Source organism: Candidatus Brocadia sapporoensis (assembly GCF_001753675.2).
In the GTDB taxonomy this organism is placed as follows: Bacteria; Planctomycetota; Brocadiia; order Brocadiales; family Brocadiaceae; genus Brocadia; species Brocadia sapporoensis.
On the sequence record NZ_MJUW02000069.1, the window covers coordinates 1 to 13,213 of the forward strand.

Genomic DNA, 13,213 nt, shown 5'->3' on the forward strand with positions numbered 1-13,213 from the left:
AGGGTATTACAGAAGGTCGATTTTCGCACTGCGAAAATCGTTTGCAGAATTTAGGTATCAACATAAAAATCCGTTGTCAGAAAAACTCAAACTGCTATTTTGCCAGGATTGCAGGGCCGGCTTTCACCACATATTTAATCCCTGAAACTACCGTAATAACTACGGTAAGCCATAGCATAAAAACAATCCCCTGTTTGATGACAACAAGGTGTTTGAGATGTGCGAAGAATATCAAGATGAGGCTAATGGTAAACGACTGGACAAACATCTTTGCCTTCCCCCAAATGGTAGCCCCGAATTCAACCCCCCTTGATTCTGAAAAACTTCTGATACTGTTTACTAAAAATTCTCTTGCCACAATTACCACTACCATCCATGGCGGTATGATATCATGAGCATGCTGTATCAGTAAGATAAATCCGCCACAAACAACAATCTTATCCACAAAGGGGTCTGCGATACGTCCAAAATCAGTGAGGAGCCCCTTTTTACGTGCCAAATAACCATCCAGCCAATCGGTTAGCCAGGCAAATAAAAATGCGCCAAGGGCAACGTTATAATAACGGTATGACAGAAATACAAAGAACACAATGGCTAGCAACAACCTCAATAAGGTTAACCGATTGGGAAGATTGAATGCCGTGCATTTTGAATAATCGAATGATTCCATATAACCCGCTTTTCCCTGTGTACCGCGGCTTGTTTGCGAGGGCAACTCATGAATTCCCCTCCTACAATTTTGAAATTTTCAACATCGAGTTCAGGTTTCTGTCTTTCCTAACAGATCGTATCCTCTGGTACCAGTAATCATCATTTTTTTAATATCACCAACTTTTAAATGATTTTCCCGGATAATTACTTTACTATCCACATCCGGGGCATCCCCGTAAGTTCTGCCCAACCACGCCTTACCCGTTTCATCTTTTTCATCAACAATTACAGAAATGGTGTTTCTCACCAGATTTTTATGCTTTTTCAAAACAATTTCTTGTTGAGTGAGCATGACTTCTTTTAACCGCTGTTCTTTGATTTCTTTCGGAACCTGCTCTTTCAGAGATGCAGCCGGAGTACCTTCCTCCCTGGAATAAGTAAATACCCCCAGTCTTTCGAATTGGATTTGTCTGACAAACTCTAAAAGCCCGGTAAAATATTCCTCTGTTTCACCTGGAAATCCCACAATCACAGAGGTTCTCAAAAAGAGTTTCGGTATGTGACTCCGGAGTTTATCAATCAGACTCTCGATCTGTGCGTGCGTTACTCCCCGCCCCATTTCCTTGAGAATCGTGTCATTACTATGTTGAATAGGGAGATCAATATACTTACAAATCTTATCAGACCGGCCTATAGCGCTAATAAGTTCCGGATAAAAATGCCTTGGATGAGTATAGAGGATTCGTATCCACTCAATACCTTCTATCCTGGAAAGTTTCTCCAATAATACATGTAACTGTTGTTTGCCATACAAGTCAATACCGTATGAGGTGGTATCCTGTGAGATAACATTGATTTCCTTTACCCCCTCGTCTGCCATCTGATGAGCTTCCTCCAGAATATTCTCTATTGTCCGGCTATGAAACCTTCCCCGAATACCAGGAATGGCGCAATACGTACAACGGTTATCGCATCCATCAGAAATTCTGAGATAGGCATAATGTTTTGGAGTTAAGCGAATACGATTGCGCCAATCATCACCACACAGCGCAGATGATGCCTTTTTCTTTTTATAACCAGAGGCAGACAAGTCTACCAGGGTATCAAAATCCTTTAACCCAACCACATGGTCGATTTCAGGAATTTCTTTCTGTAATTCGCTCGGATACCGTTGGGCAAGACAGCCTGTTACAATAAGTTTTTTACATCGGGCATCTTCTTTCAATTTTGCCATCTTAAAGATTGCGTCAATTGACTCTTTCTTGGAATCATCAACAAAACCGCAGGTGTTGATAATCAACACCTCAGCGTCCTCTGGATGCTGACAAATCGTACTTCCGGCCTCCGCTACCCGACCAAGGATCTCTTCTGCATCCACCAGGTTTTTTGAACATCCCAAATTGATTAAGGCAACCTTTTTCGATTTCATACTACGCATTATCCATCTCTTCCTGATTCATCCGCGTCATTTGGGCATCCCATTCTTCTAAAGTTAAAAATACCTCTCTGGCCTGACTCCCCTTATATTCCCCCACAATCCCATCTTCTGCCATCAAATCAATAAGTTTTGCTGCCCGTGAATAACCGATCTCCAGCCGCCTCTGCAAGAGCGAAACAGACCCTCTTTGCGATTCGAGGATAATCCTTACCGCCTCATTATACAGATCATCTCTGGTGCTATTATCTTTATCTGAGGCACCTTTCCAACACTTTAATTCCGGACTAAACTGTGGTGTCGCACATCTCCTGAGATATTCAACGGTATTTTTTACCTCTTCGTCGCTTACATACGCACCCTGGACGCGTACCAGTTTCGACGTCCCTGGTGGCAGGAATAGCATATCTCCGCTTCCCAGGAGTTTTTCTGCCCCATTTTGATCAAGGATAGTCCTTGAATCCACCTTAGAAGCAACGTAAAACGATATCCTCGAAGGCAAGTTTGATTTAATGAGCCCGGTAATCACGTCGACTGACGGCCGTTGTGTTGCCAATATGAGGTGGATGCCCACGGCACGTGATTTTTGTGAAAGGCGAATTACCGAGGATTCAACCTCTTTGGACGCCACCATCATGAGATCAGCCAATTCATCCACGACAATAACAACATGTGGAAGATGAAAAGGCACACCGTCAATATCAACATCTCCTTCCGGATTTAGCCGTTTCCGGATTTCTGAAGCGCCGAGTCTGTTATATCCGTTAATGTGTTTCACCCCCACACTGGCAAGCAACGCATACCGTTCTTCCATTTTATTTACCGCCCATTCCAGTACGGCTGATGCCTTCTTCATATCTGTCACGACAGGACTAATCAAATGCGGAATTTCCCGGAACAATGAAAATTCAACCATTTTGGGATCTACTAGCAAGAGCTGCACCTCATGGGGATAACGCATGAAGAGGATGCTTAGTATTACTGAATTCAAACAAACCGATTTTCCGGAACCCGTTGTCCCCGCAATCAGCAGGTGGGGCATTGACGCCAAATCTGATATAACGGGATTTCCGGCAACATCCTTACCAATCAAAAGAGGAATAGACATCTTCTTCCGGACTTCTTCTGAAGCATCAAGCAACTCCCGTAACATTACCATTTCTCGCTGGACATTAGGAACTTCAATACCTATTGAAGATTTCCCCATTAATGGTGCAACCACCCTCACACTGGGCGCCTTTAAGGCTATGGCTAAATCGTCCGAAAGACCCACAACCTTGCCAACCTTTGTCCCCGGCGCCAATTCCACTTCATACATGGTAATTACGGGGCCTCTTTCAACTTCTACGACCTCTGATTTTACATTAAACTGTTCGAGGGTATTTTTTAAAACCTGGGCACGTTGTGTAATCTGATCCCAATCATCGCCATGTTCTTTGACATCAGGTTTCTCTAAGAGATCTGGTGGCGGAAGTTTATAAGCAGATTCTTTTTTCTCAACAGATACCGTATCGTATCCATCTGCATCTTCCTCAATCTCAATCTCCTCTTCATCCAAATATGGTTTGCTATCATACGTCCTTCGTTTTTTTTCGATCCTGCCTTTTAATTCGTATAGTTCATTCTTCATTTCACTGTCGTCATCTGCAGAATAGGCAGCAACATCGGCTTCCGGCGTGTCATTATCCGATATTTTTTCATAAGCAAAGATCTTCTCTTTGTTTTTTGGTTTAGAATTATGTACAGAAACCAATGTAGCTTCTTTTGTTTTCGTTTTTGATTCTTTTATCCATGGTGATATGGGTGTAGTATTGAGCAAGAGCATAACCGAAATAATAAACCCTAATCCCAAAACAATAAGTGTGCCTGCCAAATTGAAATACTCGTATAACCTCGAAACAGTTACAATCCCAAATATCCCTCCAACATTGACAGATAGAAAATCCTTTTTTAATAAATAACACCCCAGGGTCAAAAGAGAAGCAATTGAAAATAAAAGGAGTATGGCTCCTATCACCCTTACCCACAGATATTCGATTCTCTCCCTATAAAGATATTGTGTCCCCAGCCAACCCAATAAAATGATAATCAGGTAGGAAGTTCTACCCATACCTGCCAAGACATATCCGGCAACTTGTGCTCCTGCAGACCCACACAAATTATGTACGGGATTGTTGATCGGATAATCCGCGAAAGGAGGGTCGTTGGATGAATAGCTGAGGAAACTGAACAAGAGAAATAATGCGAAGGCTATAAGGATAACTGCGGTAATACCACGTACAAAACGTTTAATCCCCATATGATTCCTTCTGAGAATGTAAAAGAATTCAATTCCAATTTAATGTCCTGTATGACCAAAACCACCTATCCCGCGTGGAGATTCTTCCAGACGCTCGACCTCGACTAATTCTGCTCTGGTTACGGGTTGGATCACTAATTGCGCAATCCGCATCCCCCGCTCAACTGTAAATATATCTTTCCCAAGATTACAGAGAATAATCCCGATTTCTCCACGATAGTCGCTATCAATTGTGCCCGGGGCGTTTACGAGTGTCAATCCATGTTTCAGCGCAAGGCCGCTTCTTGGCCGCACCTGTGCCTCATATCCCGTGGGTAACTCGATGTGGATACCTGTAGGTATCAACTTAATTTCATTGCGTTCAATCAAAACAGATTTATCCACTGCCGCATATAAATCCATGCCGCTTGCAGCCTCGCTCATATATCGGGGCAAAGGCAAATCCTCACAGCCATGCTTTCTCATTACCTTTATTTTTAATGTATTCATCTGTTCCTCTTCTTACCAAGCGCTTCTTCAATTGTTCCTACAATCTTTTCCATGGCCGCCAATCTTCCCTTCCCCGTACGTCCTGTACATAACCTGCCTTCTTCGGGTTCAACAATCCTATACCCGAGATCTCTTAACTTTTTCATATTCTCCTGAACAATAGGATTTAAATACATACTATCATTCATTGCCGGGGCGATGATAACCGGCGATCGTGCTGCCATGACTGTGCATGTCAGTGGGTCATCTGCAATGCCCGATGCGACTTTACCGATAAAATTGGCGGTAGCGGGCGCAACTACCAGTAAATCGGCTTGTTCTGCCAAAGATACATGGTTAGGGTCGTAATCCTCATTGTCAATAAAAAGATCGGTTACTACGCGATTGTGAGAAATAGAGCGGAAGGTCACAGGATCAACAAAACGCTGGGCTGCCGATGTCATAATCACCGTAACGTTGTCTCCTTGTCTTGTCAGATATGAGACAATCTCAACAGCCTTATACGCTGCAATGCTTCCCGTAACTCCCAGAACGATATGACAGGACATGCTCATGCCAGATTTAATATTTTACGAATGGTACTTACCGTTGCCGCTAAATCATCATTCACGACACAGTAGTTGTACCGATCTTTATATTCCATTTCTTTATCAGCAATTTTTAAGCGATTCTCCATATCTTCCTCTCTATTGGCATTTCTCTGTATCAGCCGCTGGCCCAACGTTTTTTTATCAGGCGGCAATAAAAATATTGATATGGTTTCCGGTAATTTTTCCATAATTTGCAATGCCCCCTGCACTTCTATTTCGAGTAAATAAAACCCTTCTTTTACAAGCGCTTCTTTCAATGCCTTCATAGGAGTTCCATAAGAGTGCTCACAATACTCCGCATGTTCCGCCAATTCACCTCTCTGTATCATCTCCTCAAACTCATGCTTTGATACAAAATAGTATGCTTCTCCGTTTTTCTCACTGTCCCTGGGCAAGCGCGTGGTAACCGATATTGATTTCTTGATATGCGGATCTTTTGTGAGCAGCTTGCAAACCGTTGTCTTACCCGATCCAGACGGCCCTGAAATAATCACCAACTTTCCCATAGCTCCCGTACTTTAAATCCATGCAGTCTATTCAATGTTAAATATCTGCTCACGAATTTTTTCAATCTCCGTTTTTACCTCCACCAAATCTCTCAACATTATGCTATCATTCGCTTTTGAGCACATAGTATTCGTTTCACGGAACATCTCCTGAACAAGAAAGTCGAGTTTTCTCCCAACCGGTTCATTCAGGCGGATTGTTTCTTGCAGTTGGTATAAATGGCTCTTAAGACGGCTTATCTCTTCGCTGATATCGCATCGATCTGCAAAGAGAGCAATTTCACGGCAGAGGTTGCTATCGGTTAATTCTAAATTTGTTCCGGCTAATAATGAGGCAACCCTGCTTTGCAGCCGCTTGCTATATTCCTGAACTACCACCGGTGACCTCACTTCAATTTTATCAAGCATCACAAGAATACCCGTTTTTCTCTGTTCAATTTCTTCTTCAAGGTGTCTGCCTTCAATCTCTCTCATGTGCAACATTTTCGTAAGGGCGTCGTCTACAAGAGAAACACATATCGACAACAGAGCATTGGCGTCTTCGTCGTTATTTTTATTTTTTTGCAGCACCCCGGGGAGCATCGTCAAGGTATTTACCGATATTTTTTCCCTGGAGCCTATTTCTTTTTTCACATCACTTAACAGACGATAATATTCTTTTAATCTGGCACAATTCAAAACATACTCAGACTCCTGCAAAAGCGATTGATAATTTACACTTACCAGAACCGTACCCCGATTGATTTTTTCTCTAATCGATTTCTCAATCTTGCACTCAAATGCTTGCAGTGCATCCGGTAGCCGTGAGTCTATCTTCAGGAATCGGTTATTCACCGAACGCAATTCCACACGAAGCGTACGCTTCGCATCCTTATATTCTGAAATTCCAAATCCTGTCATACTTTTGAGCATCAAAGTCACCAAATCTGTGCGTTGTTCAATTATCTATTTCGATTTCTGCTTACTTCTTCATCCATTTTGTTTGTGGACTACTTTGTACTCTCTGATGCTTTTTCTTCTTCCCGAACAGGATTTACCCCCACGGGATTTTTTTGTGGCACACCGCCCTGGGTGTCTGTTTGATGATGACTTTCCTGTACCGTATCCTTTGATGGTTTTTCTTCAATGTCCTGCATTCCGATATTGGAGGGGTTACCCTCTTTCCCTTTTGGATGGGAAACATCATCGTGTACATGCTGCGCTTCAGGCATAGGATGATCATGCGTATGCGGTACTTCAGGAACTTCCCGGGTAACCATCGTATGCATCCTATGGTTAGAGATAGATAGCTTAAACAAAAAGACTGTGGCAACAATAAACGCAGCTCCGATAAGATAAGTAACTTTCGTTAAAAAAGTACTTGTTCTCGTACCAAAGGCAGCCTGATCTCCCAAACCGCCAATTGCTGCCAATCCTCCCCCCTTTCCTGATTGTAATAAGATAGACCCAATCATGAATACGCATAATATCGGCAACACAATTTTGAATGCAATAATTAAATTAAAAAAATAGAATGCATTTAAGGTCCCAAAGATAAGAATAATTGCAATTCCCCATTTAAATGCCCTCTCAGCCTTTACCATGTAATTCTCCAATATAAAAAACTCTTAACAAAAAATTAACCTTTTGATACCACCTCAATAATTTTTAAAAACGATTCAAAGAGAATGCTTGCACCACCCACCAGAAGCCCATCAATCTCTGATTGATCCGTCAACTCCTTTGCGTTCTCCGGCTTAACACTCCCACCGTAGAGAATATATATGCTTTTAGCAAGATTTTTATCATATTCATTCGTTATGGTATTTCTGATAAATGAATGAACTTCATCGGCCTGTTCAGGCAAAGCAGTTTTCCCTGTGCCAATAGCCCATACCGGTTCGTAAGCAATCACGATTTCTTTTAGTTGATCGGCTCGAACATCTCGCAACCCCCTTACCAATTGATTTCGAATCACATCTTTTGTCCTTCCCGCCTCCCTTTCATCTAACATTTCTCCGACACAAAAAATTGGTTTTAAATTAACAGACAATGCTGTCTTTATTTTAGCATTAATAAAGGAATCGTCTTCATGGAAGATATGCCTCCGTTCGGAATGTCCTATCAACACATGTGTACAACCTACTTCTTTTATCATCAGAGCGGAAACTTCACCCGTATACGCCCCATATTTTTCACTATGAATATTCTGAGCAGCCACACAGACATTACTATCTTCCAGTATTTTACAAATCTCTTTCAGAAAGATAAAGGGAGGACAAACTCCGCACATTATTCCATCTTTTCCGTGCAAGCTATCTTTCAATAGTTTGGCAAATTCTATCCCACGCACAAGAGTGAGATTCATTTTCCAATTTCCTATAACAAAAGGCCTTTTTATCATGGCCATAAAATCGTATCCTTTTAATCACACTTTGGAAATGATCCCAATATCTTCATATCTGAGCACTTTCTGAAAACTTCGTCAAGCGCCTTTTGGACAAATTCATTTGCCGCATGCCCTTCAAAATCAAAGTAAAAGCAATATTCCCACGCCTTTTTTCTGGTGGGCAACGATTCTATATTGGTAAGATTGATGTTGTAAGTTCTAAAAGGTTCTAGTATTTCCAATAATGCCCCGGGACGGTTCTTGGTGTAACACATCACAGCCGTTCTGTCCTTTTCACTTGGCGCACCGTATTCTTTGCTTAAAACAAAAAACCGCGTTACATTATTCGGATTGTCTTCAATATTTTTGAATAAGATGTTTAAACCATACTGTTGAGCTATTTCAGCGTTAGCAATTATTGCGAAATAGTGCCCTTCTTCTACCGTTTTCAATGTTGTTTCAAAAATACGAGCAGCTTCGGCACTGCTGCTGACTTCAATCAATTCTGCATGAGGAAGATTGCTCGCCAACCAATTTCTGCATTGAGATAAAATCTGTAATTTAGAGTAAACTTTTTTAATCTCTTCTTTTTTACAATTTGCCATTAAATTATGATGAATTGGAAAAACAATCTCAGCACATACTTTGACATCAAACTCTACAAACATGTTTAGAGTTTCCCGGATGCCACCCTCTGTGGAATTCTCAACTGGTACAATTCCATAATCACTTCTTCCTGCCGCTACATCTCGAAAAACATCATCGATACCCCTTACCGGAACATATTCAACCGATGAACCAAATTTTTGTTTTGCTGCAAAATAACTAAAAGTCCCCTCTGGACCGAGATACGACACTTTCATCGCCTTTTCTAATGCCAGGGAACCGGCCATTAACTCGCGATATATCGCCATTAAACAATCATTTGTTAAGGGTCCTTTATTTTGCGATGTAACCCGTAAATAGACTTCACGCTCACGGTTCGGAACATAGACCTGAGAGCGGTTTTGTTTTTTTATTTCACCTATTTTTAAAACTATCTTTGCCCTTTCGTTTAAAAGATCCACGATTTTTGAATCTAAACCATCAATTTCTTTCCTTAATTGAGCTATATCCATGGCAAATTTCTAGCTAAGCGTCATACTCTCTTATTTTAATTTTAGTTATTGTAAACAAAGCAGTTATATTTATCTACAATTCCTTAAATCTATCAAAATTTACGATAAGAGTCAATAAAATTAAGTTATTTCATTTTTTTGATTGACTGTTAACAAAAGGTTGTTAAAATAACCCATAATATTGTGTGCCTGTTGCCATAATATTTTGTAAAAAGGTATGTTATGACGAAATTTGTCATAACTATTTTATGTTCTTTGAATTTGTATAGTATCTTACTTAACCTACCTAATTTTTGTCATTGTTTTTTATTCAATATTTTTTATTTTAGCTAGGTACTTATATTATTGTGTATTCTTCAATGTGTTAAGTCTTTATTTAAAAGGAAGATATACATGGTAGGCGGACGAATTAAAGGATCTCAGCAAAGAATAGGAATATTTGTTGATGTCCAAAATATGTTTTATTCTGCAAAGGCATTGCACCAATCAAAAATTGACTATAGTAAGCTTTTATTAGAAGTTGTAGGCGATAGAAATCTTATTCGCGCAATTGCATATGTCGTGCAAAAACCCGATGTGGATCAATCAAGTTTCACCGATGCCTTAAGCCGATTAGGTTATGAAATTAAATCGAAGGAACTTCGATTAAGACCTGACGGAACAGCAAAAGGTGATTGGGATATGGGTATTGCCATCGACTCAATTGCAATTGCACCAAAGTTAGACACCGTGGTGTTAGTAAGCGGGGACGGAGATTTTGCCCCTCTTGTAGAAATGCTAAAGGCACACGGATGCAGGGTAGAGGTTGTCTCATTTAGACGCAGCACGGCTGTTGAGCTCATCGATGCTGCCACACAATATACTGCCATAGAGGAATCGATGTTGTTTAAGGAAAAAAAATTCCAGAAAAATGATACTTCAAACGAATAGTCATATAAATCCGGAAAAACTTAGCGAGTGTCAATTCATAATAGGATATTTTTTCAACAATACCGAGGTGCTTGAAAAGGCACTTACCCATACTTCTTGCAAATTGGAAAATAATTTTTCCAATGAACGGTTAGAATTTTTGGGTGATGCCGTATTAGGAATGATTATTTCTGACTATCTTTACAAGACCCTGCCCCAACATAGCGAGGGAGAGTTAACGAAAATAAAATCTGTGGTAGTTAGTCAAACAACACTTGCCAAAGTTAGCCTGGAAGCACAGTTGAAAAATTTTCTCAACGTGGGGAGAGGATTGCATGATCGGAATTTTCTTCCAAAATCTTTACTTGCGAATGTATTTGAAGCTGTTATTGCTGCAATCTATCTTGACGGCGGTCTTGAGCCAGCATATAATTTTACAATGAAGTATCTTAAAAAAGAGGTTGACATTGTTTGTAAAAATCAACATGAAAAAAATTACAAATCTATCCTGCAACAGCATAGCCAGAAAGAGCATGGTGTTACGCCAGTCTACCGAGTATTGCAGCAAGTTGGACCAGATCACGGGAAATTATTTGAAGTGAGTGTGTTAATAAAAGGCAATGAATATGGCAGAGGATGGGGTAAAAACAAAAAAGAGGCCGAACAATTCGCAGCAAAAGAGACCTTGAAAATGATCATCCCCGATATGGCTTATGAAATTCATGAAATAAACAATAAAGCTTGCAATTAATTTAAGAAAGGATTTTGTGTAATGGTAACTATGAAAAAGAAGGTGAATAAAAAGAAAATAGTAGGTATCTGCCCCGTGGGAATGATTAAAACAAAGTGTCCCAGTATTAGAAGGACAAGAAAAATACGCGGTAAATTATTAACATTACAAAGAGAAAAGAACATTGACATCGGCCAGATAACGGAACTTCGTTCGGCATTAAAAGAAAAGAAAAAAAGAGGAATTGCGGTAGATTGTCAAACGTGTAGTTTTAATACCACAAGAAGCTCAGCAGCTACTACATCCCAATTAGGGAAAGAGAAATAAGTGTAGTTTATAATTCGTGTTTAGCTCACATGGAGGAAAATGTCTGGCGTATATCAGGCCTACTTAGTTTGCAATGCTCAGAACTTCGCAATCCAGGTATGGATAATTTAGGAGTTGCCACATCTCCACGGTGATCGATTCAATCTGTTCTTCTTTTAAACATGGATTTAAAACATCAAATTCTTTGTCTTCTCTGGGATAAGAGAGGACGATGACCTCCCCGCCCTCTTGTCTTTTCAGGGATTTTAACTTGAACACCTTCTTTCTGATAAGATATAATGCAAGCACGTATCGGAGATTTTTTTGGTGAGTTTCGTTATTTCCCTCGAGTTTCATGAACATATCTAAAAGACTTTCGAGATTTATTGTTGTTTGAATAGGTTTATCCTTCTTTGGCACCTTCGTCTTCCAAAATGAAAATACCCCGTCATTTTCACCCTTATTCCAACATAAAGAACAAAAATCTTTTCGTACAAACATTTTGTTTTCATCAAAAAGGGCTGAATAGTATTCCTCCTCTTCAAAAAACCCTTTATTACAAAGAAGACATCCGTTTGACCCTCTCTTTATTTCCCACTCCATGGTAAAGATATATCTCCGTTTTCCTTTGAACGCGTCCTTTTATTTCTTCATAAAGCATTCTTGCTAATTTTCGGCACAACGTATCTCATGAGGTATTTTTTAACTAACGCATAATCTTTAATTGCAACAAGGCCTACTTCCATATTCGAATTTACATGCCAAAACACAACATTTTCCATATATTTTTCCAAAGATTCATTTCAGCATATATCATTATTCCTGAATAACAATTTCCGTATCCGGTGTTACAAAGTCATAGAGTTCCTCTACATCACTATTTAACATTCGAATACAGCCATTTGATGCCGCAGTTCCAACTGTTTCTGGTTGTGTTGTACCATGAATCCCGTATCCATATATGTTTGGTTTATCTTTGAAACCTATCCAACGTGTACCAAGGATATTCTCCTTGCTCCCGTAAGGAAATACTCCACCATCCGGTGAATACCACACAGGTTCTTTCATTTTATTTTTTACTTCAAACGTACCAACCGGGGTTTTGTTGTTCTTTCCTGTTGCAATGCGATATTGTTTTACATACTTATCATTTAACAACAATAACAACGTAAAGTTCCGTTTGCTGATTAATATCCGTGTCTTTCCTGGTAAAATTTTTAACTGCTCACCGATGTTTAACCGGTTGGATGCCTTACCGTTAACTTTCATGATTAATTCATAATTGGTGTTGAATCTTTTTGCAATACGTACCAGTACATCACCGGGTTGAACGGTATACATAGTGGCATCAGGGAAAGGTATTGGCGAGAAGATAATTTCTTCGTTCAGCTTGTCCAGTTGGTCCTTTATCTCCTTTTGTTTTTCTGGCATGCTTCCGTTGATAAATAAATCCGACAGTATATTTCTTGCTTCGTATTTTTTACCCTCTTTTAAATCTTTGTTAACGGTATCCAGCGCTGATATTTCTTGTTTTTGCGATGCCGGCTTTTCACCAGGCTTATTCTTGTCAACCTCTTTTTTGAATTCCTTCTTAAGCTCATCTGATCGAACAATAATATCATTCTTGTAAATAACAACGTCGTCATCTTTTTTAACAAGCGAAATGGGTGTTTCCTGGTTTTGTGCAGCAAATACCTCGGCATCGAAACCTCCGGTATTGGTGTATGTGTTTATATTGCACACAACAAACATAACAGGAAGAATACCTATCCCAAAGATCTTTCCTAGTAAATTTTGCATTTTTTTCATAGT

General features: G+C 40.0%; 15 protein-coding genes. 3 read left to right on the forward strand and 12 right to left on the reverse strand.

Going from position 1 to position 13,213, the window contains the following annotated elements:
- Positions 1 to 94: 94 nt before the first annotated feature.
- The 10 genes from pgsA to pheA all read right to left on the reverse strand — a co-directional run bounded on the left by pgsA (position 95) and on the right by pheA (position 9,456).
- Positions 95 to 670, reverse strand: a complete 576-nt coding sequence (pgsA, locus tag BIY37_RS05780; RefSeq protein ID WP_070066918.1) for a CDP-diacylglycerol--glycerol-3-phosphate 3-phosphatidyltransferase — start codon at positions 668 to 670, stop codon at positions 95 to 97.
- A 90-nt stretch (positions 671 to 760) separates the two neighbouring features.
- The gene (rimO, locus tag BIY37_RS05785; RefSeq protein ID WP_070066892.1) at positions 761 to 2,080 is read right to left on the reverse strand and encodes a 30S ribosomal protein S12 methylthiotransferase RimO; all 1,320 of its coding nucleotides are present in this window, start codon (positions 2,078 to 2,080) and stop codon (positions 761 to 763) included.
- 1 nt (position 2,081) lies between these two features.
- Complete coding sequence (locus tag BIY37_RS05790) at positions 2,082 to 4,385, reverse strand: FtsK/SpoIIIE family DNA translocase (RefSeq protein ID WP_070066893.1); 2,304 nt, start codon at positions 4,383 to 4,385, stop codon at positions 2,082 to 2,084.
- A 39-nt stretch (positions 4,386 to 4,424) separates the two neighbouring features.
- Positions 4,425 to 4,874: a dUTP diphosphatase gene (gene dut, locus BIY37_RS05795; protein ID WP_070066894.1), complete on the reverse strand. Its 450-nt coding sequence runs from the start codon at positions 4,872 to 4,874 to the stop codon at positions 4,425 to 4,427.
- Positions 4,871 to 5,428, reverse strand: a complete 558-nt coding sequence (locus tag BIY37_RS05800; protein ID WP_230402450.1) for a flavoprotein — start codon at positions 5,426 to 5,428, stop codon at positions 4,871 to 4,873. Before BIY37_RS05800 ends, dut begins: the two co-directional genes overlap by 4 nt.
- Positions 5,425 to 5,970, reverse strand: coding sequence for a guanylate kinase (gene gmk / locus BIY37_RS05805; protein ID WP_070066896.1), 546 nt, complete (start codon positions 5,968 to 5,970; stop codon positions 5,425 to 5,427). The genes BIY37_RS05800 and gmk overlap by 4 nt, the downstream gene beginning before the upstream one ends.
- 27 nt (positions 5,971 to 5,997) lie before the next feature.
- Complete coding sequence (locus tag BIY37_RS05810; protein WP_179129303.1) at positions 5,998 to 6,870, reverse strand: YicC/YloC family endoribonuclease; 873 nt, start codon at positions 6,868 to 6,870, stop codon at positions 5,998 to 6,000.
- Positions 6,871 to 6,959: 89 nt separating this feature from the next.
- On the reverse strand, positions 6,960 to 7,553 hold the full coding sequence (secG, locus tag BIY37_RS05815; protein WP_070066898.1) for a preprotein translocase subunit SecG: 594 nt from the start codon (positions 7,551 to 7,553) through the stop codon (positions 6,960 to 6,962).
- Positions 7,554 to 7,588: 35 nt separating this feature from the next.
- On the reverse strand, positions 7,589 to 8,359 hold the full coding sequence (gene tpiA, locus BIY37_RS05820) for a triose-phosphate isomerase (protein WP_230402451.1): 771 nt from the start codon (positions 8,357 to 8,359) through the stop codon (positions 7,589 to 7,591).
- Positions 8,360 to 8,373: 14 nt separating this feature from the next.
- Positions 8,374 to 9,456, reverse strand: a complete 1,083-nt coding sequence (gene pheA, locus BIY37_RS05825) for a prephenate dehydratase (protein WP_070066899.1) — start codon at positions 9,454 to 9,456, stop codon at positions 8,374 to 8,376.
- A 393-nt stretch (positions 9,457 to 9,849) separates the two neighbouring features.
- On the opposite strand from pheA, the gene BIY37_RS05830 reads away from it, so the two are divergent.
- Genes BIY37_RS05830 through BIY37_RS05840 form a run of 3 tightly spaced genes read left to right on the forward strand, consistent with a single transcriptional unit; the run spans position 9,850 to position 11,422 of the window.
- Complete coding sequence (locus BIY37_RS05830) at positions 9,850 to 10,386, forward strand: LabA-like NYN domain-containing protein (protein ID WP_070066900.1); 537 nt, start codon at positions 9,850 to 9,852, stop codon at positions 10,384 to 10,386.
- A complete protein-coding gene (gene rnc, locus BIY37_RS05835; protein ID WP_070066901.1) occupies positions 10,367 to 11,116 on the forward strand; it encodes a ribonuclease III in 750 nt (249 codons plus the stop codon). The genes BIY37_RS05830 and rnc overlap by 20 nt, the downstream gene beginning before the upstream one ends.
- A gap of 21 nt (positions 11,117 to 11,137) precedes the next feature.
- A complete protein-coding gene (locus BIY37_RS05840; RefSeq protein ID WP_070066902.1) occupies positions 11,138 to 11,422 on the forward strand; it encodes a hypothetical protein in 285 nt (94 codons plus the stop codon).
- Positions 11,423 to 11,485: 63 nt separating this feature from the next.
- On the opposite strand, the gene BIY37_RS05845 is transcribed toward BIY37_RS05840, so the two are convergent.
- Positions 11,486 to 12,004: a hypothetical protein gene (locus BIY37_RS05845; protein WP_070066903.1), complete on the reverse strand. Its 519-nt coding sequence runs from the start codon at positions 12,002 to 12,004 to the stop codon at positions 11,486 to 11,488.
- 213 nt (positions 12,005 to 12,217) lie between these two features.
- Positions 12,218 to 13,201: a L,D-transpeptidase family protein gene (locus tag BIY37_RS05850; RefSeq protein ID WP_179129305.1), complete on the reverse strand. Its 984-nt coding sequence runs from the start codon at positions 13,199 to 13,201 to the stop codon at positions 12,218 to 12,220.
- Between the last annotated feature and the right edge of the window lie 12 nt (positions 13,202 to 13,213).

Bases quoted from the DNA above. Each gene is read 5' to 3' on its own strand.
- pgsA (WP_070066918.1), bottom strand. From the start codon at position 670: ATGGAATCATTCGATTATTCAAAATGCACGGCATTCAATCTTCCCAAT.
- rimO (WP_070066892.1), bottom strand. From the start codon at position 2,080: ATGAAATCGAAAAAGGTTGCCTTAATCAATTTGGGATGTTCAAAAAAC.
- BIY37_RS05790 (WP_070066893.1), bottom strand. From the start codon at position 4,385: ATGGGGATTAAACGTTTTGTACGTGGTATTACCGCAGTTATCCTTATA.
- dut (WP_070066894.1), bottom strand. From the start codon at position 4,874: ATGAATACATTAAAAATAAAGGTAATGAGAAAGCATGGCTGTGAGGAT.
- BIY37_RS05800 (WP_230402450.1), bottom strand. From the start codon at position 5,428: ATGAGCATGTCCTGTCATATCGTTCTGGGAGTTACGGGAAGCATTGCA.
- gmk (WP_070066896.1), bottom strand. From the start codon at position 5,970: ATGGGAAAGTTGGTGATTATTTCAGGGCCGTCTGGATCGGGTAAGACA.
- BIY37_RS05810 (WP_179129303.1), bottom strand. From the start codon at position 6,870: ATGACAGGATTTGGAATTTCAGAATATAAGGATGCGAAGCGTACGCTT.
- secG (WP_070066898.1), bottom strand. From the start codon at position 7,553: ATGGTAAAGGCTGAGAGGGCATTTAAATGGGGAATTGCAATTATTCTT.
- tpiA (WP_230402451.1), bottom strand. From the start codon at position 8,359: ATGGCCATGATAAAAAGGCCTTTTGTTATAGGAAATTGGAAAATGAAT.
- pheA (WP_070066899.1), bottom strand. From the start codon at position 9,456: ATGGATATAGCTCAATTAAGGAAAGAAATTGATGGTTTAGATTCAAAA.
- BIY37_RS05830 (WP_070066900.1), top strand. From the start codon at position 9,850: ATGGTAGGCGGACGAATTAAAGGATCTCAGCAAAGAATAGGAATATTT.
- rnc (WP_070066901.1), top strand. From the start codon at position 10,367: ATGATACTTCAAACGAATAGTCATATAAATCCGGAAAAACTTAGCGAG.
- BIY37_RS05840 (WP_070066902.1), top strand. From the start codon at position 11,138: ATGGTAACTATGAAAAAGAAGGTGAATAAAAAGAAAATAGTAGGTATC.
- BIY37_RS05845 (WP_070066903.1), bottom strand. From the start codon at position 12,004: ATGGAGTGGGAAATAAAGAGAGGGTCAAACGGATGTCTTCTTTGTAAT.
- BIY37_RS05850 (WP_179129305.1), bottom strand. From the start codon at position 13,201: ATGCAAAATTTACTAGGAAAGATCTTTGGGATAGGTATTCTTCCTGTT.